The sequence below is a fragment of the Stenotrophomonas sp. GW821-FHT02D01 genome (assembly GCF_059421765.1).
In genome coordinates this window covers 156,698-181,604 of record NZ_JBWKVP010000003.1, presented here as the reverse complement: position 1 = coordinate 181,604, position 24,907 = coordinate 156,698, and the positions used below count along the sequence as shown (strand labels likewise).

25 protein-coding genes are annotated in these 24,907 nt (G+C 66.8%); 10 read left to right on the top strand and 15 right to left on the bottom strand.

The genetic code is table 11. The features are described 5' to 3' along the window. Nucleotides 1–29: 29 nt before the first annotated feature. The gene (locus AC07UW_RS08300; protein ID WP_222389387.1) at nucleotides 30–353 is read right to left on the bottom strand and encodes a hypothetical protein; all 324 of its coding nucleotides are present in this window, start codon (nucleotides 351–353) and stop codon (nucleotides 30–32) included. 110 nt (nucleotides 354–463) lie between these two features. Here AC07UW_RS08300 and AC07UW_RS08295 point away from each other — a divergent pair, with 110 nt between their 5' ends. Further along, nucleotides 464–898: a hypothetical protein gene (locus AC07UW_RS08295; protein ID WP_495211820.1), complete on the top strand. Its 435-nt coding sequence runs from the start codon at nucleotides 464–466 to the stop codon at nucleotides 896–898. 9 nt (nucleotides 899–907) lie between these two features. Here the strand turns inward: AC07UW_RS08295 and AC07UW_RS08290 are convergent, their stop codons facing one another. Further along, nucleotides 908–3,193, bottom strand: a complete 2,286-nt coding sequence (locus AC07UW_RS08290) for an FdhF/YdeP family oxidoreductase (protein WP_495211819.1) — start codon at nucleotides 3,191–3,193, stop codon at nucleotides 908–910. Between the two features lie 221 nt (nucleotides 3,194–3,414). Here AC07UW_RS08290 and fdhD point away from each other — a divergent pair, with 221 nt between their 5' ends. Continuing rightward, nucleotides 3,415–4,272 carry a formate dehydrogenase accessory sulfurtransferase FdhD gene (gene fdhD, locus AC07UW_RS08285; RefSeq protein ID WP_495211818.1) on the top strand — a complete coding sequence of 286 codons (858 nt, stop codon included), beginning with the start codon at nucleotides 3,415–3,417 and terminating at the stop codon, nucleotides 4,270–4,272. Between the two features lie 28 nt (nucleotides 4,273–4,300). Here the strand turns inward: fdhD and AC07UW_RS08280 are convergent, their stop codons facing one another. The 8 genes from AC07UW_RS08280 to AC07UW_RS08245 all read right to left on the bottom strand — a co-directional run bounded on the left by AC07UW_RS08280 (nucleotide 4,301) and on the right by AC07UW_RS08245 (nucleotide 10,934). After that, nucleotides 4,301–4,861: a TetR/AcrR family transcriptional regulator gene (locus AC07UW_RS08280; RefSeq protein WP_025874422.1), complete on the bottom strand. Its 561-nt coding sequence runs from the start codon at nucleotides 4,859–4,861 to the stop codon at nucleotides 4,301–4,303. A gap of 4 nt (nucleotides 4,862–4,865) precedes the next feature. Then, a complete protein-coding gene (locus tag AC07UW_RS08275; RefSeq protein ID WP_495211817.1) occupies nucleotides 4,866–6,398 on the bottom strand; it encodes an MFS transporter in 1,533 nt (510 codons plus the stop codon). 125 nt (nucleotides 6,399–6,523) lie between these two features. Continuing rightward, complete coding sequence (locus AC07UW_RS08270; protein ID WP_495211938.1) at nucleotides 6,524–7,246, bottom strand: hypothetical protein; 723 nt, start codon at nucleotides 7,244–7,246, stop codon at nucleotides 6,524–6,526. Nucleotides 7,247–7,292: 46 nt separating this feature from the next. Continuing rightward, a complete protein-coding gene (locus tag AC07UW_RS08265; protein ID WP_495211816.1) occupies nucleotides 7,293–7,922 on the bottom strand; it encodes a DUF3299 domain-containing protein in 630 nt (209 codons plus the stop codon). Then, nucleotides 7,912–8,454: a DUF3299 domain-containing protein gene (locus AC07UW_RS08260; protein ID WP_495211937.1), complete on the bottom strand. Its 543-nt coding sequence runs from the start codon at nucleotides 8,452–8,454 to the stop codon at nucleotides 7,912–7,914. Before AC07UW_RS08260 ends, AC07UW_RS08265 begins: the two co-directional genes overlap by 11 nt. Nucleotides 8,455–8,462: 8 nt before the next feature. Beyond that, on the bottom strand, nucleotides 8,463–9,716 hold the full coding sequence (locus AC07UW_RS08255) for an ABC transporter permease (RefSeq protein ID WP_495211815.1): 1,254 nt from the start codon (nucleotides 9,714–9,716) through the stop codon (nucleotides 8,463–8,465). After that, complete coding sequence (locus tag AC07UW_RS08250; RefSeq protein WP_025874416.1) at nucleotides 9,709–10,404, bottom strand: ATP-binding cassette domain-containing protein; 696 nt, start codon at nucleotides 10,402–10,404, stop codon at nucleotides 9,709–9,711. Before AC07UW_RS08250 ends, AC07UW_RS08255 begins: the two co-directional genes overlap by 8 nt. Beyond that, nucleotides 10,401–10,934, bottom strand: coding sequence for a ZrgA family zinc uptake protein (locus tag AC07UW_RS08245; RefSeq protein ID WP_336028788.1), 534 nt, complete (start codon nucleotides 10,932–10,934; stop codon nucleotides 10,401–10,403). Before AC07UW_RS08245 ends, AC07UW_RS08250 begins: the two co-directional genes overlap by 4 nt. Nucleotides 10,935–10,966: 32 nt before the next feature. Between AC07UW_RS08245 and AC07UW_RS08240 the strand changes: the two genes are divergently transcribed. Continuing rightward, nucleotides 10,967–11,443 carry a MerC domain-containing protein gene (locus AC07UW_RS08240; RefSeq protein ID WP_033831217.1) on the top strand — a complete coding sequence of 159 codons (477 nt, stop codon included), beginning with the start codon at nucleotides 10,967–10,969 and terminating at the stop codon, nucleotides 11,441–11,443. Between the two features lie 52 nt (nucleotides 11,444–11,495). Here AC07UW_RS08240 and AC07UW_RS08235 read toward each other — a convergent pair whose 3' ends face one another. Beyond that, entirely contained in the window at nucleotides 11,496–12,398 is a 903-nt protein-coding gene (locus tag AC07UW_RS08235) for a LysR substrate-binding domain-containing protein (RefSeq protein ID WP_495211814.1), read from the bottom strand. 112 nt (nucleotides 12,399–12,510) lie between these two features. Between AC07UW_RS08235 and dkgB the strand changes: the two genes are divergently transcribed. The 5 genes from dkgB to AC07UW_RS08210 are packed head-to-tail and all read left to right on the top strand — an operon-like array spanning nucleotide 12,511 to nucleotide 16,567. Then, nucleotides 12,511–13,314, top strand: a complete 804-nt coding sequence (gene dkgB, locus AC07UW_RS08230) for a 2,5-didehydrogluconate reductase DkgB (protein ID WP_495211813.1) — start codon at nucleotides 12,511–12,513, stop codon at nucleotides 13,312–13,314. 13 nt (nucleotides 13,315–13,327) lie between these two features. Then, nucleotides 13,328–14,257: a TIGR03571 family LLM class oxidoreductase gene (locus tag AC07UW_RS08225; protein WP_495211812.1), complete on the top strand. Its 930-nt coding sequence runs from the start codon at nucleotides 13,328–13,330 to the stop codon at nucleotides 14,255–14,257. 19 nt (nucleotides 14,258–14,276) lie between these two features. Further along, nucleotides 14,277–15,215 (top strand): cyclase family protein, encoded by a 939-nt coding sequence (locus AC07UW_RS08220; RefSeq protein WP_336028801.1) that lies wholly within the window; start codon nucleotides 14,277–14,279, stop codon nucleotides 15,213–15,215. After that, nucleotides 15,212–15,541 carry a MoaF-related domain-containing protein gene (locus tag AC07UW_RS08215; protein WP_313113540.1) on the top strand — a complete coding sequence of 110 codons (330 nt, stop codon included), beginning with the start codon at nucleotides 15,212–15,214 and terminating at the stop codon, nucleotides 15,539–15,541. Before AC07UW_RS08220 ends, AC07UW_RS08215 begins: the two co-directional genes overlap by 4 nt. A 24-nt stretch (nucleotides 15,542–15,565) precedes the next feature. Continuing rightward, nucleotides 15,566–16,567: an aldo/keto reductase gene (locus tag AC07UW_RS08210; protein ID WP_336028805.1), complete on the top strand. Its 1,002-nt coding sequence runs from the start codon at nucleotides 15,566–15,568 to the stop codon at nucleotides 16,565–16,567. A gap of 33 nt (nucleotides 16,568–16,600) precedes the next feature. Here the strand turns inward: AC07UW_RS08210 and AC07UW_RS08205 are convergent, their stop codons facing one another. Continuing rightward, complete coding sequence (locus tag AC07UW_RS08205; RefSeq protein WP_495211811.1) at nucleotides 16,601–17,494, bottom strand: LysR family transcriptional regulator; 894 nt, start codon at nucleotides 17,492–17,494, stop codon at nucleotides 16,601–16,603. Nucleotides 17,495–17,600: 106 nt separating this feature from the next. Between AC07UW_RS08205 and AC07UW_RS08200 the strand changes: the two genes are divergently transcribed. Then, nucleotides 17,601–18,344 (top strand): SDR family oxidoreductase, encoded by a 744-nt coding sequence (locus AC07UW_RS08200; RefSeq protein WP_495211810.1) that lies wholly within the window; start codon nucleotides 17,601–17,603, stop codon nucleotides 18,342–18,344. A gap of 74 nt (nucleotides 18,345–18,418) precedes the next feature. On the opposite strand, the gene AC07UW_RS08195 is transcribed toward AC07UW_RS08200, so the two are convergent. Beyond that, the gene (locus AC07UW_RS08195) at nucleotides 18,419–20,770 is read right to left on the bottom strand and encodes a GH92 family glycosyl hydrolase (RefSeq protein ID WP_495211809.1); all 2,352 of its coding nucleotides are present in this window, start codon (nucleotides 20,768–20,770) and stop codon (nucleotides 18,419–18,421) included. A gap of 273 nt (nucleotides 20,771–21,043) precedes the next feature. On the opposite strand from AC07UW_RS08195, the gene AC07UW_RS08190 reads away from it, so the two are divergent. Beyond that, the gene (locus tag AC07UW_RS08190; protein ID WP_495211936.1) at nucleotides 21,044–23,719 is read left to right on the top strand and encodes an autotransporter family protein; all 2,676 of its coding nucleotides are present in this window, start codon (nucleotides 21,044–21,046) and stop codon (nucleotides 23,717–23,719) included. Between the two features lie 124 nt (nucleotides 23,720–23,843). Here the strand turns inward: AC07UW_RS08190 and AC07UW_RS08185 are convergent, their stop codons facing one another. Then, nucleotides 23,844–24,167: a thioredoxin family protein gene (locus AC07UW_RS08185; protein ID WP_495211808.1), complete on the bottom strand. Its 324-nt coding sequence runs from the start codon at nucleotides 24,165–24,167 to the stop codon at nucleotides 23,844–23,846. 5 nt (nucleotides 24,168–24,172) lie between these two features. Next, complete coding sequence (locus AC07UW_RS08180) at nucleotides 24,173–24,589, bottom strand: baeRF12 domain-containing protein (RefSeq protein ID WP_025874400.1); 417 nt, start codon at nucleotides 24,587–24,589, stop codon at nucleotides 24,173–24,175. Between the last annotated feature and the right edge of the window lie 318 nt (nucleotides 24,590–24,907).

The following is a 24,907-nucleotide window of genomic DNA, read 5'->3' as shown; positions in this document are numbered from 1 at the left end:
AGGACGGCAGGTACGCAACCTGCGCGCGATCAGGCGATCGGCGGGCGAATCAGGTGAGGTAGCGCAGGCGCGGGATGAGCCGGCGGCAGCGCGTCACCGGGCACTGCACGCAGCGGCCATGCAGCAAGGCTTGCCGCCGACGGCAGCATGGCCACACTCGCAGGCACGCACTCGCAACCCTCGCTGCTGCACGCGGCTGCGTTCCGTTCATCGCAGCAGGCGGGCGTGACAGAGATCGCAGCGTCGGCGATCTCGTGGGGGCCATCGCAATGACCACCGCCGGACTGACCGTTGATGCCGCCCGAGGCAAGCGCCAGCGCCGGTGCATTGAGCACCAGGGTCAGGAGCAGCATCAGTCGCAGCAGCAGGCCGGATATATCCACGGGCTGATGATAGCCGACGCACGATGCGCCCGTCGCCGCTGCCTGCTGTCATCATGCATGACGTTCATTGGAGCCTTTCCATGCCTGCCCGCTTCGCCTCTGCTGCCCTCCTGCTGTCCGCGTTGCTTAGCCCTCCGGCCATGGCAGGCGAACGCCAATGGACCGTGCTGTCCAGCGGCGATGGTGACCACACCCATGAGCGCTGGCAGGTAAGCGGGACGCGGTTGCGAACGCTTCCCGTGTTCGACCCGGCGCGCGCCGAGCCGCCGCTGTCGGTGCATCAAGCTGCGGCGGCAGCACTGGCCCACGCGCGCCTGCGTTATCCCGGCGATGACTTCGTGGTCTCCGAGGTAAGCCTGCAGCGGTTCACCGCCGGCGCTGCGCCGCAGAGCGAGGACGCAGCGCGCGGCTGGGTGTACCTGGTCAGCCTCGACTACAACGCCAAGGGCTGGACCCAGATGGTGCCGGTGCTGCTGGATGGCAGCATCGTGCTGAGCGACAACGAGCAATTGTAGGATAGGCGCCTACGCGGGCACGTCGACCTGCGCGCGCATCCGTACCGGAATGGATTTCGCTGCTGGCGTACCGCTGATCCGATCGTAGTAGTCCAGCGGCAGCAGGGGGTTGAGCTCCGGGTAGTAGCCCGCCAGCGCCCCGCGCGGCATCGGGTAGTCAAGCACGGTCAGGCCTTCGATTCGCCGCGTCACGCCGTCGTCGCTGATCGTTTCCAGGCTTACCAAGGCTTCCTTGCCGAGCCCGCGCGCCAGACGGTCCTCGATGTTCATGAACACCACCATGCGGTCGTTGTACACGCCCCGGTAGCGGTCGTTGTAGCTGTAGATGGTGGTGTTGTACTGGTCGTGCGAACGCACCGTGGCCAGACGCAGCATCTCCGGGTCATCGACTACCGTGTTCACTTCCAGGCCCGGCATGACGAGGATGTTGGCCTTGCCGTTCGGGGTCGGCCACACACGCCGGCGCGGTGGAATATCCAGGTGGAAGCCGTGCAGTGCCTGGATGCGCTCGTTGAAGCCGGCATAGATGTCCGGATAGACGGCCGCGATCAGGTCGCGGATCGGGCCGTAATCATGCATGTACGCGGCCCAGTCCACCTTGCTGTCCGGCAACGCCGCCATCGCCATCCGGCAGACGATCTCCACCTCCGGCAGCACGTGGTCGCTGGCCGGTTCCAGCACGCCGCGCGACGCCGTCACGTTGGACATCGCATCTTCGATGGTGACGAACTGCTCGCCCTTCGGCGTGCGGATCCACTCCGAGCGCGCCACCACCGGCAGGATCAGCGCGTCGCGACCGTGCACAAGATGCCCCCGGTTGAGCTTGGTGGCGATGCCCACGGTCAGTTCCAGTTTGCGCATGGCCTGGTAGGCGCGCTCGGTATCGGGCACGGCATGGATGAAGTTGCCGCCCATGCCGATGAACACCTTGGCGCTGCCATCGAGCATCGCCGCGATCGACTCGACCACATGGTGGCCGTGCTCGCGCGGCGGATCGAAACCAAACACCTGCTGCACGCGATCCAGGTAGCGCGCCGTCGGCTTCTCGTCGATGCCGACGGTGCGGTCGCCCTGCACGTTGGAATGGCCACGGATCGGACCGATACCCGCGCCCGGCTTGCCGAAATTACCGCGCAGCAACAACAGGTTGGCCACCTGCTGCAGCAGCCGCGACCCCTGCTGGTGCTGGGTCAGGCCCATGCCATAGCAGATGACCGTCGCCTGCGAACGGATGTAGATCTCCGCGCAGCGCCGGATCTGTTCCTGCGCGATGCCCGACACCCGCACGATCTCATCCCAGTCCTGCGCCAGCACGTCCTCGCGCAGCGCCTCCAGGCCAACGGTGTGTTCGGCCAGGAAGGCATGATCCAGCACTGACTCACCCTGGGCTTCGCGCTCGAACATCACCTTCATCATGCCCTTGATCAGCGCCAAGTCGCCGCCGATGCGGACGTGCACGAACTCGCTGGTGATCTCGGTGGAACCGAAGGTGGCCATCTGCACCACGTCCTGCGGTTCGGTGAAGCGGATCAGGGCACGCTCCGGCATCGGGTTGACCGCCACGATCGGCACGCCGCGTTTGCGCGCTTCCACCAGGTTGCTCATCATCCGCGGCGAGTTGGTGCCGGTGTTCTGGCCCATCACGAAGATCGCCTCGGCGTGTTCGAAGTCGTCCAGCACGATGGTGCCCTTGCCCACGCCGATCGCCGGTGGCAAGCCACGGCTGGTCGGCTCGTGGCACATGTTCGAGCAGTCCGGGAAGTTGTTGGTACCGAACTCGCGCACGAAGATCGAATACAGGAACGCCGCCTCGTTGGGCGTGCGGCCGGAGGTGTAGAACTCGGCCTGGTCAGGGTTGTCCAGCGCCTGCAGATGACGGCCGATCAGCGCGAACGCCTCGTCCCATTCGCAGGGCACGTAGTGATCGGTGGCGGCGTCGTAGCGCATCGGCTCGGTCAGCCGGCCCTGCTGCTCCAACCAGTAGTCGGTCTGCGCCATCAGCTCGGTGACGGTGTGCTGAGCGAACAGCTCACGGGTCACCCGGTGCTGGGTCGCTTCCCAGGCCAGGGCCTTGGCACCGTTCTCGCAGAATTCCAGCTTCTTGCGGTGGTCGGCATCGGGGAACGCGCAGCTGGGGCATTTGAATCCGCCCGGCTGGTTCATCGCCAGCAGCGCCTTGGATCCTTTGCCGATCACGCTCTGCTGCAGCAGCACCTTGGCGGTCGCACCGGCGGCCCCCCAGCCGCCTGCCGGTTGGTTGTAAGGCTTGTAACGCGGCGGCTTCTGTTCGGACATGGTCGGGAACCTGCGTTGGTGGAGTGCCTGCCTGCAGTGCCGGGACCACGCCCGGCTGCCGTGGCCAGTCAAGCACACCGGCAACCCCGGCGCCATGGCCGCCATGGCCCGGCCCGGGTACAGCAGGCTGCCATGGCAACGGTTACCGCCGCGTCTTCACTGGATGGCTGCGCTATCCTCCGGGCGTAGCCTGCCCTTCTGCTTTACCCAGGATGTGCCGCATGCCCGGATCCACGTTGCCTTCGCCCCCGCCCGCCGGCACGGCCCTGCGCACGCTGCAACGCTGGCGCAGCACGGGGCAGGAGCAACGGGTCGATACGATCGCCGAAGAAGTACCGGTGGCGATGCGTTACAACGGCGCGGCCTTCGCGGTGATGATGGCCACGCCATGCGACCTGGAGGATTTCGCGCTGGGCTTCTCGCTCAGCGAAGGGTTGATCGAGCGTCCTGATCAGTTGCTGTCCATCCAGCTGCAGCCACAACTGGAGGGCATCGAGCTGAGGATGAGCGTGTCCGCCGACGCCCCCGGCGCCGCACTGGATCCTGACAACGGGCGCCTGCTGCCGGGTCGCGGCGGCTGTGGGTTGTGCGGTGCGCGCCAGCTGGAGGACGTGCTGCGTCCGCTGCCTCCGGTAAAAGACCGCCGCACCTATCAGACGGCTGCACTGCAGCGGGCATTGGCCGGCCTGGCCCTACGCCAGCCGATGAATGCAGCCAGTGGTTCGACCCATGCAGCGGCCTGGGCCGATGCCAGTGGCCGCATCGGCTGGGTGCGCGAAGACGTCGGCCGCCACAATGCGCTGGACAAGCTGATAGGTGCACTGCACCACAACGAACACAGCATCGATGGCGGCCTGCTGGTGGTGTCCAGCCGTGCCAGCTACGAAATGGTCAGCAAGGCAGCGCGCGCCGGTGCCAGCGTACTGGCCGCCGTCTCGGCCCCGACTGCGCTGGCCATCGACCTGGCTCGCAGTGCCGGCCTGTGTCTGGTGGGCTTCGCCCGCGAAGAGGGCTTCAACGTGTATACCCACCCGGAACGGCTGCAGGGGGATGGCCTGCACGGGCATCCGCCTGCTTGATGGCCGCCCTCAGCGGATGGACTTGCTGCTACGCCTTCCGGGACCGCTCGGGGGAGAGCAGCCCGCCGATCCGTTCGGTCACCTGCGCGCGCACGTTCTCGTCCAGCTGGCCTTCGTACATGGCCTCGTAGATCCACAGGCCATCGGCGGCCAGCCGCGCCACGAAATTATCCAGCGCCGCCGGGTCGTCGCTGCCGGCGGCCGGTGGCGAAGGCGCCCAGCGCTGCACCACCGGTGCCCACGGCCGCTCGCTGGGGAATTCGGGGTCCACCGAGTCCAGCATGAACATCAGCTCGGCACGGGTGGCACTCTGCGCCGAAACGCGCACGAAGGTCTGGTAGCGCTCCAGCGCAGTGGCCTCGCCGGCCGACTTGCCCAGCAGCGCCTCCATCGATGCTTCCCAGCTCTGCACCAGGTGCTCGTCGATGCCGCGCAGCAACGCTTCGCGCGAGGGAAAGTGGTACAGCAGGCCGCCGCGGGTCAACTGCGCCTCGGCCGCCACCGATTCAAAGGTGACCGCACGCACGCCGTCGCGGTTGATCACGCTGACGGCGGCGTCGAGGATGCGCTCGCGCTTGCTGGTTCTCATGCCGTTATTTTACGCGATCGGCGGCGCCGTCGCGGCCGCCGGCGCGTCCACGCAGCAGGCGCGCGATGATCACCGCGCCGGCCGCCAGCACCGCACTGATCACCAGCAGCACGATCTGGTAACCGCGATCGTAAGCCGCGGTGGCCAGCGCGAACCACTCGCCCTGCCCCACCTCACGCGCCACGTGCAGCGCCTGGGTGAAGCCCTCGCGTGCGGCGACCGGAATACCCGCAGACTCGGGCAGGAAAGCGCCGTACATCGCAGCACTCAGGCTGCCCAGCAGCGCGACGGCCAGCAGGCCACCGAACTCGTAGGACACTTCCTCCACGGACGAGGCCATGCCCGCGCGATGCGGCGGCACGTTGTTGAGGATGGCGGTGGACGCCACCGAGATGGCAGCACCCATGCCGAAGCCGGTGATCGCCATGCCGGCCACCACCCAGCCCAGCCCATGCGGGAAGCCCAGCGCCACCACGCCCACACCTACCGCACCGGCCGCAAGGCCGCCGCAGATCAGTGGGCGCAGGCCGACGCGATGCAGCACGCTGCCGCCCAGCAACGCGCTGGGCAGGCTGCCCAGCGCCGCCACCGATACCAGCAGGCCCGCCTGCAACGGGCTGAGGCCGGCCACCAGCTGGAAACGCTGGGTGGTGAGCAGCTGCAGCCCGGCCATCGCAAACAGGGTGAACACCGCCGACAGGGTGCCGGCAAGGAAGGCTGGATTGCGGAAGATGGCGAAATCCAGCAGCGGATACGGCAACTGCTGCTGGCGGCGGCTGAAGGCGATGCCGGAGATGACCGCCAGCAGCAGCGAGACCGCGCCCACGCTGTACGAGGGCGGCGTGGCGATCAGTGACTTGATCGCCAGTACCAGGCCCGACAGCGCTGCCAGTGCCAGCAGCGAGGACAGCAGGTCCCATGGGCGGGTGCTGTCGCGCTGCCCTTCCGGCGCCAGCAGCAGGGTCGCGATGAAAGCGACCACCACCACCGGCACGTTGATGAGGAACACCGAGCCCCACCAGAAGTGCTGCAGCAGCAAGCCACCGATGATCGGCCCCAGCGCCGCACCGACGATGGCCACCGAACCCCAGATCGCGATGGCGATGTTGCGCTCACGCTCTTCATGGAAGCTGAGCCCGATCAAGGCCAGCGTGGCCGGCATCATCGCCGCCGCACCCACCGCGAGGAAGGCACGCGCGGCGATCAGCTGCCCTGCGGTTGCAGAGAATGCGGCCGCCAACGAAGCGATGCCGAACACCACCAGGCCGATCAGGAACATCCGGCGGTGGCCGATGCGGTCACCCAGGGTGCCAGCGCCCAGCAGCAGACCGGCCATCACCAGTGGATAGGCGTTGATGATCCACAGCGCCTGCCCGGCACTGGCCGAAAGCTCCTCGGTCAGGGTCGGCAGCGCGGTATACAGCACCGAGTTGTCCAGCGTGACCAGCAGCAGGCCGGCGGCAACGGTGAACAGCAGCGACCAGCGTCGGGCGCGCGACAGGGACGGAGTACCGTCCAAGGGCTGGGAGAGAGCCATGGGAACCTGGATGGGGAAGGAGTACGCCCGTAACTATACAGGATGTCCTGTATAGTTATAAATGTCCCAGCGAACGCCATTCAGCTGCCGGGAGGCGCAATGCTCCCTGCCTCATAACCCTGGGCCTACCTGCACTCCGCAGGCAAGGCAGCGACCGCCTGCACGATCGGGTCCTGCATGGCGTGTCCCACCGCGGCATCCAGCTCGCCACGCAGATGGCCGTGCTGCCGCTGCATCTCCTCTTCGCACAGCGCCCGCACCCGGGCGCGGGCGTTGCTGCGCAGCGTGCTGCAGCGCCAATCGACCCCTCCCAGCGGCAGCACTGAATAGACCACGCTGTTGCAGGCGTTGCCGGCGCGTTCCGCCAGCGGACGCCCACTGAAGTCACGCGGCACGCTGCTGCGCTGCGGATCGAAATAGCTGTCCGGGAAGGTGCGCGCGTACTGTTCGATGTCCACCTCGATAGTGCCGCCTTCGCCTGCCGGCACGCGCAGTGGCTGACCGCAGCCGGTGGCGTCGGCGCGGTGTTGGATGTACTGGTAGATCGGTCGGTCCAGGCTCGCATCCTGCGCGGTAACGGCGCTGACCGCCGCCAGCACCGGCAGCGACGCGCGGTTGGCCATGCGCGCCAGCACTCCCGCCTGCTCGGGTTCGCAGCGGTCGCGCAGCGTCGCCACCAGCAGGAACAGCAGGTCATCACGAAAGGCCTTGTCGGCAGCCAGGTGATGTTCGATGCGTGCCTGCGCCTCCGCCACCGGTGCGGGAAATGCAACGACCGGTGGCGAGGGCGCGTGCGTTGCGTTCCACAGCAGCGCCGCCCCGGTGCCTGCCAGCAGCAACACCGCCATCAGCAGCGCGACGGTGCGTGCGCGGAGCCTCGTCATCGGGTGCTCGTCATCGGCTGATCGCGGAAAGCGTCGCTGCGGCAGCGTCATAGGACGCACTGGCGATATCCGCCTCGAAGTGCTTCACCTGCAGGCGCCCTGACAGCCGGTAGGGATCCCACAGCGCGCCCATCGTGATGGGGCTGGTCAGGGTGACATGGATGATCTGGTTCGGTGGTGGCGGCGGTACGTGGATGCACGCGCCATAGAATGGCACGAACAGCAGTTCGTCCACCTGCCCGGCGTCGTTCATCGCCAGCGGCACCACATAGCCATCCAGGTCCAGCGCCCGTCCATCCACGCCATCGACCACCGCCGACGAGCCGAACTGCTGCGCGCGTAGCGGGCTGGAGTGATCGATGGCCTGCCCAGGCAGCGAGCCCGAACCCGTATCGTCGATCAAGCCCCCCACCCCGTCCATGCCATTGCCACGCGACAACCCGATCTGCGGCGGTGGACGCTGGAAGCTGTCCTCTTCGGGCATCAGCGCGTCCCAGCGGTCGATCACTGCAGACGCCGCCACCGGCGACGCAGCAGCATTGTTGGCCTGTGGCGGCGGGGCGTCCACGGCGGGCCGGCCACAACTGGCCAGCAGTACAGCGGCAAGCACACCGCCAAGCAGCTTCGCGCTACGGTTCATAAGGCCTCAGTTCGGCGTCGGCCATGCTGTAGGCGGAGCCGGCAAGATCATCGTCCACCCGCTCGGCGCGCAGCACGCCTGCCAGGAAGAACGGCGAGTACATGTCGGGCATGGCGATCGGCCGCGGCAGCAGCACATGCACGATCTGGTTCGGTGGCGGCGGTGGCACGTGGATGCACGCGCCGTAGTACGGCACGAACAGGAATTCGACCAGTCGGCCATCTGCCGCGTTGGCCAAAGGCACTACGTAGCCCGGCAACCGCACTGCGCGATCCAGTACCGCGTCCACCGTACGGAACGTACCGAACTGGGCCATGCGCCGGTTGCCGTTGTGCTGCACCTCCGGCCCCTCACCGCGCTCGAGTGCTGCCAGTTCATCGCTGGGCAGCATCTGCAGCCAGTCCAGTTCCTGCTCGCTTTGCGTGCCAGCATTGCTCTGTACCGGCGACGGCGGCAGTGCCTGCACACCGGTATCGGTCGGCCGCTTGCAGGCAACCAGCAGCATTGCCGCAGCCAGCAGCAGCCAGCGCACGCCCGCGCTCACGACGCAGGCGCCAGGCCATCGGCCAGGGTGCGCCGGTAGGCCAGCAGCGCAGGCAGCAGGCCGGCAACCGCGCTGATCAGCAGCACGCCGCCCACCCAGGCCAGTTCGCGCGCGTCCGGCCAGACGTGGGTGATCGACAGACCGAAATTGGCCAGCGCCCAGCTGCGCCCGGCCGCGCTGGCACAGGTCAGCACCGCCAGCGCCAACGCGCAGGCCATTGCTGCAGTGGCCACGGCCTCAACGACCAGCAGGCAGGCCACATAGGCCGGACGCGCACCGGTGGCGCGCAGCACCGCCATCTCACGGCGGCGTTCCTGCAGCGTCGATACCAGCAGCGCCATCAGTGACACCATGCCCAGCAGCACCACCATCGCACTGATCAGCTGCAGCGCGCGCTCGGCAGTGCCCAGCGACTGCCACAGCTGTTGCAACGTCACGCCGGGCAGGATCGCCTGCAGTGCTTCGTCTGGATACTCGCTGATGCTGCGCTGCACGCCGAAGGTGGCGATCCGCGAGTTCAGTCCGAGCATGAAGGCGGTGATGCTGGTCGGGGTCAGATCAAGCTGCCGTGCCTGTTCTGCGCTGACATGCTGGCTGCGCAACTGCACGCCGGAGCGCCAATCGACATGGATCGCTTCGATCGCCGGCAATGACACCAGCACGGACGAATCCACCGGCGTGCCGGTACGCTGCAGGATGCCGACCACGCGGAACGGCTTGTCGGCATGCGTGGCCAGCGTTACCGCACCAGTGCCATGGGCCAGCACGATCTCAGCGCCCAGGCCGATGCGCGCGGCCTGCGCGACTTCAGCGCCGACCACCGCGTCATACAGGTCGTCGAACGGCTGGCCCTGCGCGAATGCCAGCGCATGCCCTGCGCCATGCCGGTAATGTTCGAAATAACCGGCGGTGGTGCCGATCACCCGATAGCCACGCCAGGAATCGCCCAGCGACAGCGGCACCGCCCATTTCACCTGCGGCAGCGTAGACAGTTCCTGGTAGGACTGCCAGGACACGTTGTTGGTCGGGTCGCCGATGTGGAACACCGAGTACAGCAGCAGGTTCACTGGTCCCGAGCGTGCGCCCACGATCAGGTCCGTACCCGAGACGGTGCTGGCAAAGCCTTCGTGGGCCTGCGTGCGGATGCGCTCCACGCCCAGCAGCAGGACCACGCTCAGGGTGATGACCAGCACGGTCAGGCTCACGCTCAAGGCGCGGCTGCGCAGGCTGGTCCAGGCCAACTCAAACATGTGCACCCCCTGCCCGGTTCAGATCACCCAGCGACAACACCTGGTCGAACAACGGCTGCAGGCGATCATCGTGGCTGACCACCAGCGCGGTGGTGCCAGCGGCGCGGCACTGCGCGGACATCAGCTGCACGAACGCCGTGGCCGCTTCGGGGTCCAGCGCCGAGGTCGGTTCGTCGGCCAGTAGTACCGCCGGGCGACCGATCAAGGCACGGGCAGCGGCAACGCGCTGCTGCTGGCCGACGCTGAGCGTGCCTGCCGCGCGCGGCATCAGTGCCGGATCGAGCTGCAGCGCACGCAGCAGGCGTGCGATTTCCGCGTCCAGCCCACCTTCAATGCGCGCGTTGCGCAATGGCGAAAAGCGCACGCCCAGGGCGATGTTGTTGCGCACGCTCAGGAACGGCAGCAGGTTGAACTGCTGGAAGATCACGCCCAGCTGGTCGGCACGGAAACGATCGCGCGCGGCGGCACCGAGCGTGTTCACCCGATGGCCGGCAACCCGGATGCTGCCGCTGGCCGGCAGCAGAATGCCCGCCAGCAGGCCCAGCAGCGTGCTCTTGCCCGAGCCGCTGGTCCCGCGCAGCAGCACGCTGCTGCCTGCGCGCACCTGCAGCTGTGCGATGTCCAGCACTGCACGGCCTGAGTAGCCGAACTGCACGCCCTGCAGGTCGATGATGGCATCGTCGTTCATGGCGCCAGCGGCACCCGCAGGCTGTCAGCAGTAACCACGCTGCGGCCTTGCCCGGTCGGCGTTGCGGTGTTGACGATCACCTCGTGCAGCCCCGGAAACAGCGTAGGCAGCGGCAATGCCAGCCCGCGCAGTGCTGCCGGGTTGGCGCAGTGGTAGCGCAGTGCGGCGGTGAATCCAGCGTGCGTGTGCTGGCCTGGCTGTGCTGCCACAGCCACTGGCGCAAAGCCCTCCGCCGTCGCCTCGGCATGGTCCAACCGGCACTGCGCAGCGGTCGGCAACGTGACCCAGCTGCCGCTCTGCAGGATCGATCGCGCCCGCGCCAATGCGGCCTGTTCGCGGCTGTCGGCCGGCGGTCGCTCGAAATCGAGGATGCCGATGCCGGGCGCACGCAGTGCCAGTTCCAGCGTTCCCTGGTCCACGGCCAGATCGACATCGGCCTGGCCATGGACATGAGCACCGTGATGGCGCACGTCGTGGGCGTTCGCAGAATGGGCAGCAAGCAACAGCAGAAGGGCGGCAGAACGTTTCATCGGGCGGCTCCGTATTGTTACTATGTAACATTATGGACCACATCCCGATCTCGCCCGCAAGGGCCCGCACCCAACCGCCAGCTTCGGCACGCTGGCATCCCCGTTTCGATCTGGCAGGCGCATGGCTGTCGCTGGCCTGTGCCGTGCATTGCGTGGCCCTGCCCCTGCTGCTGGCCTTCACGCCGGCGGCGATGATGGCGCTGCGCTCGTTCCAGCACCCTGGCCATGGCGCGATGACCGCACTGCTGGTGATGTCGCGCTGGGAATGGCTGTTCGCGCTACTGGCCTCGTCGATCGCCCTGCTCAGCACCGCCGCCGGCCAGCGGCGCCATCGACGCGCCCTGCCGCTGTGCGTGGCCCTGGCAGGCGCGATCCTGTTGCTGTCCGCCTCGCTGTACCTGCCGTTGAAGGAATCGCTGCTCTGGCACGGCGCTGCCACCGCCTGTGGTGGGGTGATGCTGGCCACCGCACATCTGCGCAACCGGCGGGCCCTGCGGCCCGCCGGCTGATGCCGCTCACAAGCGGCGGCCTAGCGCGGGCTGTCCGCCGACCGCCAGGACGCTATTCGTCGAACGGGCGTTGACCCAGCGTCTGCGTCACGTGGTCGACGAAACAGGTGATGCGCGCGGCCAGCGCGGTGTTGCGGTAGTACACCGCGTTGATCGGCTGGCGGACCTCTTTGGTCTGCTTGGCGAACAGCTGTACCAGGCGCCCTTCGCGCCGGTCCTGGCGGGTCAGGAAATCGGACAGGCAGGCGATGCCCAGCCCGTTCACCGCCATCTGCCGCAGCGTTTCTCCGCTGGAAGATGCAATGGCCGGCTGGATCACCAATGGACCGCCATCGGCGTCGGTCAGCGGCCACTCGTTGAGTGAACCCGGGTGGGTGAAACCCAGCAGCGTGTGCGCGCGCAGTTGCGCGATGCGGGTGGGCGTACCGTACTGCCGCAGGTACTCCGGGCTGGCGACCACGCGGATGCGGCTGTGGCCGATCGGCCGCGCATGCAGGGTGGAATCGCGCAGCACGCCGATGCGGAACGCCACGTCGGTGCGCTTCTCGATCAGGTCGGTGATGCCCTCGTTGGAGTTCAGCTCCAACTGCACCTGCGGATAGCGCTCGCGGAAGCCGGCCAGCAGCGGCACGATCACGTGCAGCATGAACGGCGTGGCCGCATCCACCCGCAACCGCCCTACCGGTTGTTGCCGGCGCGCCGCCATCTGTTCCTCGGCTTCGTCCACCGTGGCCAGGATCGTGCGCGCGTATTCCAGGAACGCCGCGCCCTCTTCGGTCAGCTCCAGCCGTCGCGTGGTCCGCCGCAGCAGCGTGGTCTGCAGCTTGTCCTCCAAGCGCGCCAGGGTGCGGCTGGTGGCCGAGATGGTCAGTCCCAGCACCTCGGCGGCGGCGGTGATCGAGCCGCTGTCGACCACGGCGACAAACGCCTTCAGCTCATCCAGGGTGGTTTTCATTCTTTACCTCGGCGCAAAAGCATTTCCCGTATACACGGCTTAATCTGCAAATGTAAAGCGACCAGACTGGCCCCCATCGGAGCACACCGCTCCCTACCCAGCTGGAGTTCCCATGAGCCTTCCTTCCTTTGGCGTCGGCACGTTCCGCCTGACCGGCCAGACCGTCATCGATTCAGTGCGCAACGCCCTCGAGCTCGGCTATCGCGCCATCGACACCGCGCAGATCTACGGCAATGAAGCCGAGGTCGGCCAGGCCATCGCCGAATCCGGTGTACCGCGCGGCGAACTGTTCATCACCACCAAGATCTGGGTCGACAACCATGCCGCCGACAGACTGCTGCCGAGCCTGCGCGAGAGCCTGGCCAAGCTGCGCACCGACCATGTCGACCTGCTGCTGATCCACTGGCCGGCACCGGGCAGCGCGGTCGCGCTGCGCGAGTACATGACCGCACTGGCCGAAGCAAAGACGCTGGGCCTGACCCGGCAGATCGGCGTATCCAACTTCAACATCGAACTGACCCGCCAGGCCATCGCCGTAGTTGGCCAGGGCCAGATCGCCACCAACCAGATCGAGCTCAGCCCCTATCTGCAGAACCCGGCATTGACCGCTTTCCTGCAGCAAGAGGGCATCGCGGTGACCTCCTACATGACCCTGGCCTACGGCAAGGTACTGAAGGACCCGGTGCTGGCCACCATCGCCGACAAGCACCAGGCCACGGTGGCCCAGGTCGCACTGGCCTGGGCGCTGCAGCTGGGTTACGCCGTCATTCCGTCCTCGACCAAGCGCGAAAACCTGGCCAGCAACCTGCTTGCCCGCGAGATGCAGCTGGATGCCGAAGACATGGCTGCGATCGCCGCACTCGAGCGCAACGGCCGCGAAGTCGACCCGCCGGGCCTGGCGCCTGCCTGGGACTGAGGAGCACGCGCTGATGGCTACTGCGTTGACACGACTGCAGGCGGGCGGCTTCAGCATTGGCATTGAAGCGCCGCTGGACAACGACTGGACGCCGCTGGGCGAACAGGCACGGCGCACGGCGCGCCGCCTGCCGGGCGAACCGGACCTGCAGCAGCACGCCGACCTTGCCCGGCTGGCCGACCGCCTCGGCTTCCGTGCGCTGTGGGTGCGCGACGTGCCGGTGTACGACCCGGCGTTCGGCGATGCCGCGCAGGTGTTCGAAGTATTCACCTATCTCGGCTACCTGGCAGGCATCACCGAAGAGATCCTGCTGGGGACCGGCGCGGTGGTGCTGCCGATCCGCGAACCTCTGCTGACGTTGAAGTCGGCACGCAGCGTGCAGCAGCTCAGTGGCGATCGCCTGCTGCTGGGCGTTGCCAGCGGCGACCGGCCGGTGGAATACCCGCTGTTCGGTCGCGACTTCGACACCCGTGGCACGCGTTTCCGCGAGCAGATCGGGCAGCTGCGCGAAGGCACCGCTGCACGGCTGCCGCAGGGGCTGGAAGTACTGCCTGCCGACGGTCCGGCGTTGCCGCTGCTGGTGGCCGGCCTGGCGCAGCAGCAGCCGGCCTGGATCGGCGCACATATGGACGGCTGCCTGGCTTACCCCGGCACGCCCCAGGAACACGCCCACCGCGTGGCGGCGTGGCGCGCGGTAGCCGGCAACAAACCCTATGCCAGCTTCATCCACCTGGATCTGCTGGAACGGGCCGACGCACCGCTGCAGCGTTGGCGCTTCGGCCTGCGCGGCGGCCGCAATGCGCTGCTGGCCGAACTGCAGGCGATGCAGGCCGCCGGCGTCGACCACATCGGCCTGCAGTTCCGCCGCAACGAACGGCCTTTGGCCGACACCTTCCACGAAATCGCCGAGTACGTGCTGCCGCAGTTCGCGGCGCACGCGTGACCGGCACTGGAGCCCCGCAATGAACATCACCTCCCTGACCCTGCTTGCACTGGCCTCGCTCCCGCTGCCCTCCGCCGCTCTCGCTGCGGACTGGTATCCCTCCGTCTACGGCGCCAACGATGAGATCGGCGCAGCCAACCTGCTCACCCCCGATGTGGTCAAGCAGGCGGTGTCGCTGGTGAAGACCGGCAAGACGTATCCGCTGGCGGTACCGGTGGACAAGAACCTGCCCGCCTTCCGCCATCGCAGCTTCCGCCTGTACAACGTGCAGGTCGGGCAACAGGCCGGCAAGTCATTGGGCCCGAACAGATTCACCTTCAACGATGAACTGGTGAACGCCTGGACCGGTGTTGGCACCCAGCTCAACGGCATTGGCCACATCGGCATCGACAACGTCTACTACAACGGCAACAAGGCCGCCGACTTCGTCAGCGTCGATGGCGTGCGCAGGCTGGGCGTGGAGAAGGTGCCGCCGCTGGTCACACGCGGCGTGGTGCTGGACATGACCGCGTACTACGGCAAGCCCATCGTGCCCGGCGGCACCGAGTTCAGCGTCGCCGACATCCAGGCCGTGCTGAAGCAGCAGCACTTGACCCTGCGCAAGGGCGATGTGGTGCTGTTCAACACCGGCTGGCTGGAGCTGATCGGCAAGGACAACACGCAGTTCCTGGAGGTCGAGCCGGGCATCGGCATGGACGCGGCGAAGTGGCTGGCCGACCAGGGCATCGTCGCCTTCGGCGGTGACACCTGGGCCTCGGAGGTCTACCCCAATCCGCACGGCGCCGACGAGTTCCCGGTGAACCAGTACATGCTGGCCAAGCGCGGCATCTACAACCTGGAACTCATCGACAGCCGCGCGCTGGTGCGCGACAAGGCGTGGGAATTCCTGTTCGTGCTCGGCCAGCCGCTGTACGTCGGCTCCACCCAGGTCAACATCAACCCGGTGGCGATCCGATGAGCGACGCCCCGCCGATGTTTGCCGGTCGCCGGTTCCGGGTCAGCTATGACGGCCTGGCCGCTGACAACCGCTACAGCGCTGATGGCCATCGCGTGCACTACGCCATCGTCTCCGGTGCCTATGCCGGTGCCCACGGCGAAGCCAACTGCGAGTGGCGGCAGGTTGCCGAGGGCATCTATGCCATTTCCTGGCAGGAAGCCGACGGTGCCACCGTGGTGCACGTCGATGACTTCCTGCACGGCCATTCGCTGGCGTGGTTCACCGCCACCGATGGCCGCTTCCACCGCATGCAGGGCACGCTGCAGGCGCTGCCCCCGCACGACTGAATGTCCCTTCCCCACGAGATTCCCATGCGACTTTCCATTCCCTCGCCCATCGGCTTCGGCACCGCACCGTTGGGCAACATGTACCGCAACATCCCCCAGCAGGAGGCGCTGGATACCGTCGAGGCAGCCTGGCAGCAGGGCATCCGCTACTTCGACGCCGCACCGCTGTACGGCGCTGGCCTGGCCGAACTGCGCCTGGGCGAGGCCCTGCAGCATCACGACCGTGATGCCTATGTACTGAGCAGCAAGGTCGGCCGCCGTGTGCTGGACGAGGTGGAAGACACCACCCGGCGCGACCTTGGTGAGAAAGGCGGCCTGTTCGAGCATGGCCTGCCCAACCGCATCGTCTACGACTACAGCGCTGACGGCACCCTGCGCGCGATCGAGGAGAGCCTGCAGCGCCTGCGTACCGATCGCCTGGACATCGTCTGGATCCACGATCCGGCGCGTGACTTCCATGGCGATGCCTGGAAGGAGGTCTTCCAGCAGGCGATGGACGGCGCCGCCGTGGCGCTCACCCGCCTGCGCGAGGAAGGTGTCATCAAGGCCTGGGGCCTGGGCGTCAACCGCGTGCAGCCCTGCGAGATGGCGCTGCAGCAGGCCGACCCGGATGGCTTCCTGATTGCCGGGCGCTACACCCTGCTCGACCACGAAGAGGCCCTGCAGCGGTTGATGCCGGCCAGCGCCGCACGTGGCGTCGGCATCGTGGTCGGCGGGCCGTACAACTCCGGCATCCTCGCCGGCGGCGCGCATTACGAATACCAGACCGCCACACCAGAGGTGCTGGCCCGCGTGCAGGCGTTGCGCGACGTTGCGGCAGAACACCAGGTGGACCTGCGCGCCGCCGCGCTGCAGTTCTCGCTGGCGCACCCGGCAGTGGCAGCGGCGATTCCCGGCGCAAGCCGTCCCGAGCGCATCGCCGAGAACCTGGCGTTGGCCGGGGCGACGATTCCCACCGCGTTCTGGCAGGCATTGCGCGACCGCCAGCTGGTGTCATCGCACGCGCCGCTGCCCGGCCTGGGTTGAGCGGCAGGTCGGCGACGCCGGCTACGGTCGGCGTCAGCCTGCGTGCTCGAACACAGCCGCCACCCAGTCGATGAACACCCGCAGCCGCGGCGATGGCGTACGGTTGCGCAGATAGACGAGGCTGACCGGGCTCGGTGTGGGTGGCATCCCGGGCAACAGCTCCAGCAGCTGCCCGCGCGCGATGTAAGGGTCCATCCGGTAACGCGGTGCCTGGATGATGCCCAACCCGGCCAGCGCGGAACCGAGGAAGGCGTCGGCACCGGACACCCGCACGCGTGCCGGCAGTGGCACGTGGCGAACCTGCCCGCCCTGCTGGAACTCCAGCGGAATCAGCTGGCCGGTGGCGCTGGAACGGTAGCCGACCATCTGGTGTCCCGCCGCCAGCGACGCGATGTTTTCCGGCCGCCCGTGTGACTTCACGTAGGCGGGCGACGCCACCGTGACCTCGCGCAGCAACGCCAGGCGCCGTGCGGCCAGATCGCTGTCGGCCAGGGTGCCCACGCGGATGGCCCCATCCACCCCCTCGCGCAGCAGGTCGACATAGCGGTCGCCCTCGCTGACCTCCAGTTCGATGTCCGGGTACCGCTGCAGGAAATCCGGCAGATGCGGAAACAACAGGTGGCGCCCCAGCGTACCGTGCACCTCGATGCGCAGCGGCCCGCGTGGCGGCACGTCACGGAATGCGGCTTCGGCATCGTCCATGTCCGCGATCAGGCGCAGACAGCGGCCATAGAAGGCCTCGCCTTCCAGCGTCGGCATCACCACGCGCGTGGTCCGGTGCAGCAGGCGCACGCCCAGACGCTGCTCCAGTGCTTTGATCGCGTCGGTCACCGTGGCCCGCGGCAGCCCCAGGTCTTCGGCGGCACGGCTGAAGCTGCGGCGCTCGACGATCCGCACGAACGCACGCAGGGCGGTGAATCTGTCCATTGTTCGGGCAGCCGGATGATGTTTCCGGATTATCCATGATTATCCGCGACGGCGGAGAGAAGAAGATGGCCCTGCGCCATGCCGGCGCGCCCTTCTGGAATCTGCCATGACCTCCTCTGCTTCCCGCTCTGTCGCCCTGGTCACCGGGGGCTCCCGTGGCATCGGCGCTGCCATCTCGCGCCGTCTGGCCGCCGACGGCCATGCCGTGGTGATCAACTATGCCGGCCGCCGTGGTGAGGCCGAAGCACTGGCTGCCGAATTGACCACCAGCGGAGGGCACGCCATCGCCCTGCAGGCCGATGTCGCCGAACCGCAGGCCGTGCACGCGCTGTTCGACGCCATCGAGGCGCGCTTCGGTGGCATCGATGTGGTGGTCAACAGTGCCGGCGTGCTGCAGCTGGCCGCACTGGCCGACAGCGATGATGCCCTGTTCGACCGCGTGATCGGCATCAACCTCAAGGGTGCATTCAATGTGCTGCGCGAGGCCGCGCGACGCGTGCGCGATGGTGGCCGCATCGTCACCCTGTCCACCAGCGTGGTTGGCATCAAGCTGGAAAACTACAGCGTGTATGCCGCCAGCAAGGCCGCGGTGGAAACCATGGGCGCGATTCTCAGCAAGGAACTGCGTGGGCGCGGCATCACCGTGAACGCGGTGGCGCCCGGGCCGACCGCCACCGATCTGTTCCTGGACGGGAAGTCGCCGGAACTGATCGATCGGCTGGCGAAGATGAATCCGTTGGAGCGGCTGGGTACGCCGGAAGACATCGCCGGCGCGGTAGCGTTCCTCGCCGGTGCCGATGGCGAGTGGATCAATGGCCAGGTGCTGCGGGCCAATGGTGGGATGGTGTAGACCGCATGCCAACCAAGGTTGGCATCTACCAGATCACGCCACATCGGTAGTCGCCCACCTTGGTGGGCGCTCCGTCACGGGCTCATCGAATACGGTGCCTGCGCGCCCTGCCCCGGCCAGTCCTTGTTCGGTTCGGCCTGCATGGTGAAGTGCAGCTCGCCACCGGCCAGGATCTCATCGTGGCGCAGGAAGGTGCGCTGCAACGGCTTGCCGTTGAGGGTCACGTAGCCGACATAGGTGTGCTTGTCGTCCAGCCCTTCGGCCACGATGGTGAAGGTCTTGCCGTTGGGCAGCCGCATTGCGGTCTTCGGCAGGAACGGCCGGCCGAGGATGTACTCGCCCGAGCCCGGTGCCACCGGGTAGAAACCCAGCGCGGTGAACACGTACCACGCCGACATCTGGCCCACGTCATCGTTGCCGGCCAGGCCATCGGGCCGATCGGCATACTGCGTGTCCATGATCTGCTTCAGGCGTGCCTGCGTGCGCCACGGCTGGCCGGCATGCGAGTAAAGGTAGGCCACGTGGTGGCTGGGCTCGTTGCCATGCGCATACCAGCCGATCAGGCCGGTGATGTCTTCCATGTGCTCGAAGATGGCCGGATCGACCTTCGCGTTGAACACTTCATCCAGGCGCGCCAGCAGTTTGTCACTGCCACCATGCGCTGCGGCAAGGCCGGCCACATCCTGCGGCACGTACCATGAGTACTGCCAGGCATTGCCTTCGGTGTAGTCGGTGCCGTAGCCACTGGCGCTGGGATCGAACGGCGTACGGAAGCTGCCATCGCGCTTGCGCGCCCGCATGAAGCCGGTGTCCTTGTCGAAGGCGTTGCGCCAGTTGCCCGCGCGCTTGTCGAAGGTTGCGGCCACATCGGTCTTGCCCATCGCCTGCGCCATGCGCGCGATGGTCCAGTCATCGAACGCGTATTCCAGCGTCTTGCTGGCTGCTTCGCCCTCCTCGTCGATCGGCACGTAGCCCAGCTCACGGTACTGCGCGATGCCATCGTAAGGGCCGTAGTTGGCGGTCTGCACCATCGCCTTCAGGGCCTTGTCCGCGTCGAAGCCACGAATGCCTTTCACGTAGGCATCGGCGATCACCGGCACCGCGTGGTAGCCGATCATGCACCAGTCTTCCAGGCCATGGAACGACCACACCGGCAGCATGCCGTAGGGACTGTGCTCATGATGGGCCAGCATGGAATTGACGAAATCGCTGTTGCGCTTCTCCGGCTGCACCAGGGTCAGCAGCGGGTGCAGCGCCCGGTAGGTATCCCATAGCGAGAACGTCGAATAGTTCGTGTAGCCCTTGGCCTGGTGCACGGCGTTGTCAGCGCCGCGGTACTGGCCGTCGGCATCCATGAACAGCGTCGGCCCCAGCAGCGTGTGGTACAGCGCGGTGTAGGCGCTGCGACGCGCATGTTCCGGTGCGTCGATATCCAGCACCGACAACGCCTGCGTCCACTCCTGCTTCGCCTGCGCGCGCACACGGTCGAAATCGAAGTCGGCCACTTCGGCATCGAGGTTGGCGATGGCGCCCGCCTCGCTGACCGGCGAAATGGCCACCTTCACCACCAGCGGTGCATCCAGCTTGCCGAAGTCGAAGGTGCCCACCAGCTGCCGCCCCTCGATCTGCGCGCGCTGCGCCGGGTCCTTCTCGCCCGGGGGCGTAAAGCCCTTGTAGACGATGTCCTGTTCGGTGTTGTGCAGCTCGTGGCTGGCCAGCGGCCGCGAGAAGCGCATCGCGAAATACAGCTGGCGGCCGGCGGCCCAGCCACGCGTCTCGCGGAAGCCAGTGATGGTGCCATCGCCACGCACGCGTACCCGCGACCACAGGATCTTGCCCGGGTAGTCATACATGCTGGTACGCATGTCCAGCAGCACCTTGGCTTCGCTGCCCTTCGGGAACGCATAGCGATGCACGCCCACGCGGGCGCTGGTGGTCAGCTCGGCGCGCACCTTGTAGTCGTCCAGGGTGACCGCGTAATAGCCCGGTTCGGCCTTCTCGTCATCGTGGCGGAAACGCGAGGCATAACCACTGCGTGGCTTTTCGGGGTCGCCGCGCTCCAGGCCAGGGTTGCCGGTGAACGGCATCAGCAGGATGTCGCCCAGGTCGGAATGACCGGTGCCGGAAAAGTGTGTGTGCGAGAAACCGACGATGCTGCTGTCGTCGTAACGGTAGCCCGCCGCCCAGCCGTAGGCCTTCTCGCGCGGCTGGATGCGCGTGTCCGGGCTGAGCTGGACCATGCCGAACGGCACCGTTGCGCCGGGATAGGTGTGCCCCTCACCGCCGGTACCAATGAAGGGATCGACCGAGGCATAGGCCTTGTCGGCGGCGGTCTTGGCCGGGGCAGCCGCAGCCAGGCCGGAGGCGAACATCGCCGTGGCGGCGACAGCGATCAGGAGACGACGGTCCAGCGTGGGCATCGGCATTTGGATCGATTCAGGTGGTGGTCAGATCCTAGCACCGGGGTGAAGCGCTGGCATGCTGCGGTGCGATTGAGTGACATCAGGGACACCGGCTGGCAACCGCGTCCGGCCACGGCGGGCCCTTCTTCCCGTTGCGCGAAAGATCGCCCGCGGCACCCCGCTCTTTGCAACAAATTGCATGGTGCATGCGGCCCCTGCGTTCAACACTCTATCGGCCCGAGCAGCGCCACTCGCGCATCGGCTGGGGCACGCCCCCCGTTCAAGAAGACCAACACCATGGCAATCCGCCCGATGCCGGTTTTTCCGCGCGCACGAACGCTGCCCATTGCACTGATGGCCGCGCTCGTCATTCCTTCACCCCACGCGCTGGCCGGCGCCGTTTCGGGGCCGGATGCAAGCCATGTTGTCCAGCCCGGTGACCGAGCCGAGGACTGGTTCATCACCGATGGCGCGCTGCTCACGTTGTCACCCCAATCCCGAACCCTGATCGCATTCGTAACCGACTCCCGTCTGGAGGCAACCGATGCCCACATCAATGAAGTGATCGCCACGCGAGGACGTGTCAACGTTCGTGGTGGAACATTGGGCACTCTCGGCAGAGGCACGGTAGCTGCGCGTTTTCGCTACAGCGTGGGCCATCTGGAAGATCTCGACATCATCGCAACGGGCACGGGCATCGAGGCGCTGCGTAGTGGTACCGAGGTCCATGTCAGCCATTCCACGGTGACTGCAAATCAAGTTGGCGTGGACGCCAGTGACAACGCAGAGGTCTTTCTCCAGGACGTGCGAGTAGAGGCAACCAACCGCTTCGCCAGTACCGGGATGAAGCTGATGGACAGCAAAGCCTGGATCACCGACAGCCACATCCAGGCCGGCGATGTCGCGATGACCATGACCGACAGCAGCGCCGATATCACCAACAGCACCCTGAGTGGCCGCACACTTGGGCTGCAGATCATCGACAATGCGACTGCCGCGCAGGCGCACGTGGAGGGAGCATCCATTCTCGCGACGGATGGCACCGCAGTGGCGCTGTCCGGGACCGCAAGTCTGACACTCCGTGACAGCCACCTGAGTGGCGAGGGCTCCAACGGCATCGGCCTGCGGCTACAGGGCGACAGTTCGCTGGCCGCATACGGCGGTCATATCCACGGAACCCTTTCGGCGCTGCGCGTGGATTCAGATCTTCAAGGCAGCCGCGTCCTGCTGGAGGGTGTCCAGGTCAAGGCAAGCGCAGGGGATGCGATCCTGGTGACCCCTGCTGCCTCGGCGATCATTCCAATCGAATTGCGCGGCGGTACTACAGTGAGCGCAGGCAGCGGCACCCTCCTGCGGGCACAGGCTGGCGCCCGGGTGGACCTGCTGGTATCTGCCTCTCATCTGGTGGGCAACCTGGTGGGCCACTCAAGCGCCGCGCTGGATGTCACCCTGCGTGATGGCGCTACGTTGATCGGGCAGATCGACCAGGCGCGGGCAGTTGCTGTACACGATGCGCGGTGGCAACTGACTGCCAACAGCCACATCGATAGCCTGCGGCTCGACCAGGGTGGCCTGATAGCGCTTGGACAGGGGGATGCATTCCACGTCTTGAACATCCTCGGCGATTTCACCGGCACCGGTGGCACGATTGTCCTCAATACCGTGCTGGCCGGCGACAACGCAGCCACTGACAAGCTGATCATCGGCGGCGATACCAGCGGCACCGCCCATGTGCGAGTCAACAATGTGGGCGGTGCCGGTGCGCAGACCATCCAAGGCATTGAGCTGATCCAGGTGGGCGGCGCGTCGAACGGTAAGTTCACCCTGGCTGGCCGTGCCGTGGGCGGGCAGTACGACTATTTCCTGCACAAGGGAGCGGCTGGCGATGGCAACTGGTACCTACGCTCACAGCTACCGCCTACACCCGATCCGTGCGACGTAGATCCGAGCAGCTGCACGCCTCCGGTGGATCCAATTGATCCGGTCGATCCAATTGATCCGGTGGATCCGGTTCGTCCGGTTGATCCGGTCGATCCAATCGCCCCTGCGCCCGTGCCGCGCCCCGAACCCGGCGCCTATCTGGCCAACCTGCAGGCCGCTCAGACGATGTTCCGTCTCGGCTACCACGAGCGCGAGGCTGGCCAGAATGGTGGCCGTGCGTGGGCACGCGTGGAGGGCTCTCGCAGTGGCTTCGAGGGGGTCAGCCGTCAGCTGGTCATCCGCGGCAACAGCCAGGCGCTGACCGTGGGCGCCGATGTGTGGCGTCACGATTCCGGCAGCGGCGTGGGCGTGACGCTGTCCAGCGGCAATTCCAGCAGCACCTCCACCAACACGCTTACCGGCTACTACGCCCGTGGCAAGGTGAAGGGTGAGGCACTGGGCGTGTACGGCACCTGGCGCGGCGGCAGTGGCGCTGACCCGTATGCGGGCTTCTACGTGGACGGCTCGCTGCAGCGCGCGCAGTTCCGCAATCGCGTGGAAGGTATCGGCCTGGCTGACGAGCGCTATGGCACCCGCACATGGCAGGGCGCCGTTGAAGCCGGCTACGCCTACCGTGTGGGTGGTGCCGGCAATGCTGGCATCTTCTTGGAGCCGCAGCTGCAGCTGGGCTACAGCCGTTGGGACACTCACCACCACACCGAAGCCAACGGTACGGTGGTGACCGTCGAAGATGCCGACGGCCTGTTCGGCCGCGCTGGCCTGCGCCTGTCCGGCGTGACGCGCTGGGGCAATGGAGCCACCGAAGTGCAACCGTACATCGCGGCCCACTGGCTGCGCACCCGCGCCGAATCGCAGATCCGCATGGACGACGAGGTGGTGGACGCACGTATTCCGCGCAGCCGTGGCGAGCTCAGTGCCGGTGCGTCGCTGACGTTCGGCAACGGTGTGGTTGCCTGGGGCGGGCTGTCGCTGCAGAAGGCCAGTGGCTTCCACCAGACCAGTGCGCAGGTGGGTGTGAGTTACAGCTGGTAAGGCCGCTTCTCGCCTTTTGGGCACTCAAGCGTGTAGAACCGAGCCACGCTCGGCTTCGGTATGCTCCGGCACTACGGGAACTGCCGGATTGAGCCGAGCGTGGGCTCGGCGCTACGGGAGGCTGTCAATCCGGCAGCGCGCTCTGAAGCGTTGCAAGATCTGCCGCATCCACCGGCCGCACCACACGCGCCACTTCCATGCCATCACGCAACAGGATCACGGTGGGCCACAGCTTCACCTGGAACGAGCGGCCCAGCGGCTTGCCCTTGCCGTCTTCGACCTTCCAGTGCGGCAGATCCTGTGCCTCGACGAAGGCCTGCAGTGCCGGTTGTGCAGCCTGGCAATGGCCGCACCACGGTGCGCCGAACTCCAGCAACAGCCAACCGGCCTGCGCATCCACCTTCGCGCGGGCGGGCTCGGCTGCCACATGGTCAGGCGTGAACGGCATGTCGGTTACGCCTGCAGCGTGCGCTGGATGTCTTCCAGCGGCGCGTTGGTAAGATCCTTGGCGATGTCGGCCAGCAAGCGCGCCTGCGTCTCCTTATGCAGCAACGGACGGATGCGGCCCAACGTGGTGGGATCGGCAATCAGCACCAGATGCGCATAACGGTTGTTGAGCGCGTCTTCATTGAGCTGCTCGGCCACCTGCTTGGCGAAGGTCGCCTCGTTGAGCTGCGAGATCGACATGTCCTTGGGCACCGCACCGGATGGCCCCTGACCGGACACACCCTGTTCGCTGATGTCCTGCAGGCGCAGCTCGCCTTCCTGTTTCAGGGTGAGCTTGTGCTCGTTGCCGACGTTGGTGAACACGCGGGCCGAGCCACCGTCGGCGACGATAACCAAGGTGCCTTCGGGAATGCGACGGGTCATGCGTTACTCCTTGCGTTGGTTCGTGACCACCGTAAAAGCCATGGCGTGAGCGAAGCGAGCACAACATGTTCATTCGATGTGCGTGGGTCATGTGCATGAACAGGCAACATGGAACGCTGCGTTCGTACTGACGCGATTCTCGGCACGCTCACACTGTAACCGTTATCATGAACGCATGATCGACACGACCCACTGCACGTCAGCATCTGTTGCTGGCCTGCGGGAAGCACTGCCGACCGGCGCTTCGCTTTCCATCATTGCCTCTCCCTCGCCTTTCCATCGCCTCGCGCTGGATCCCGGCGGATGACGCCTGCGGGC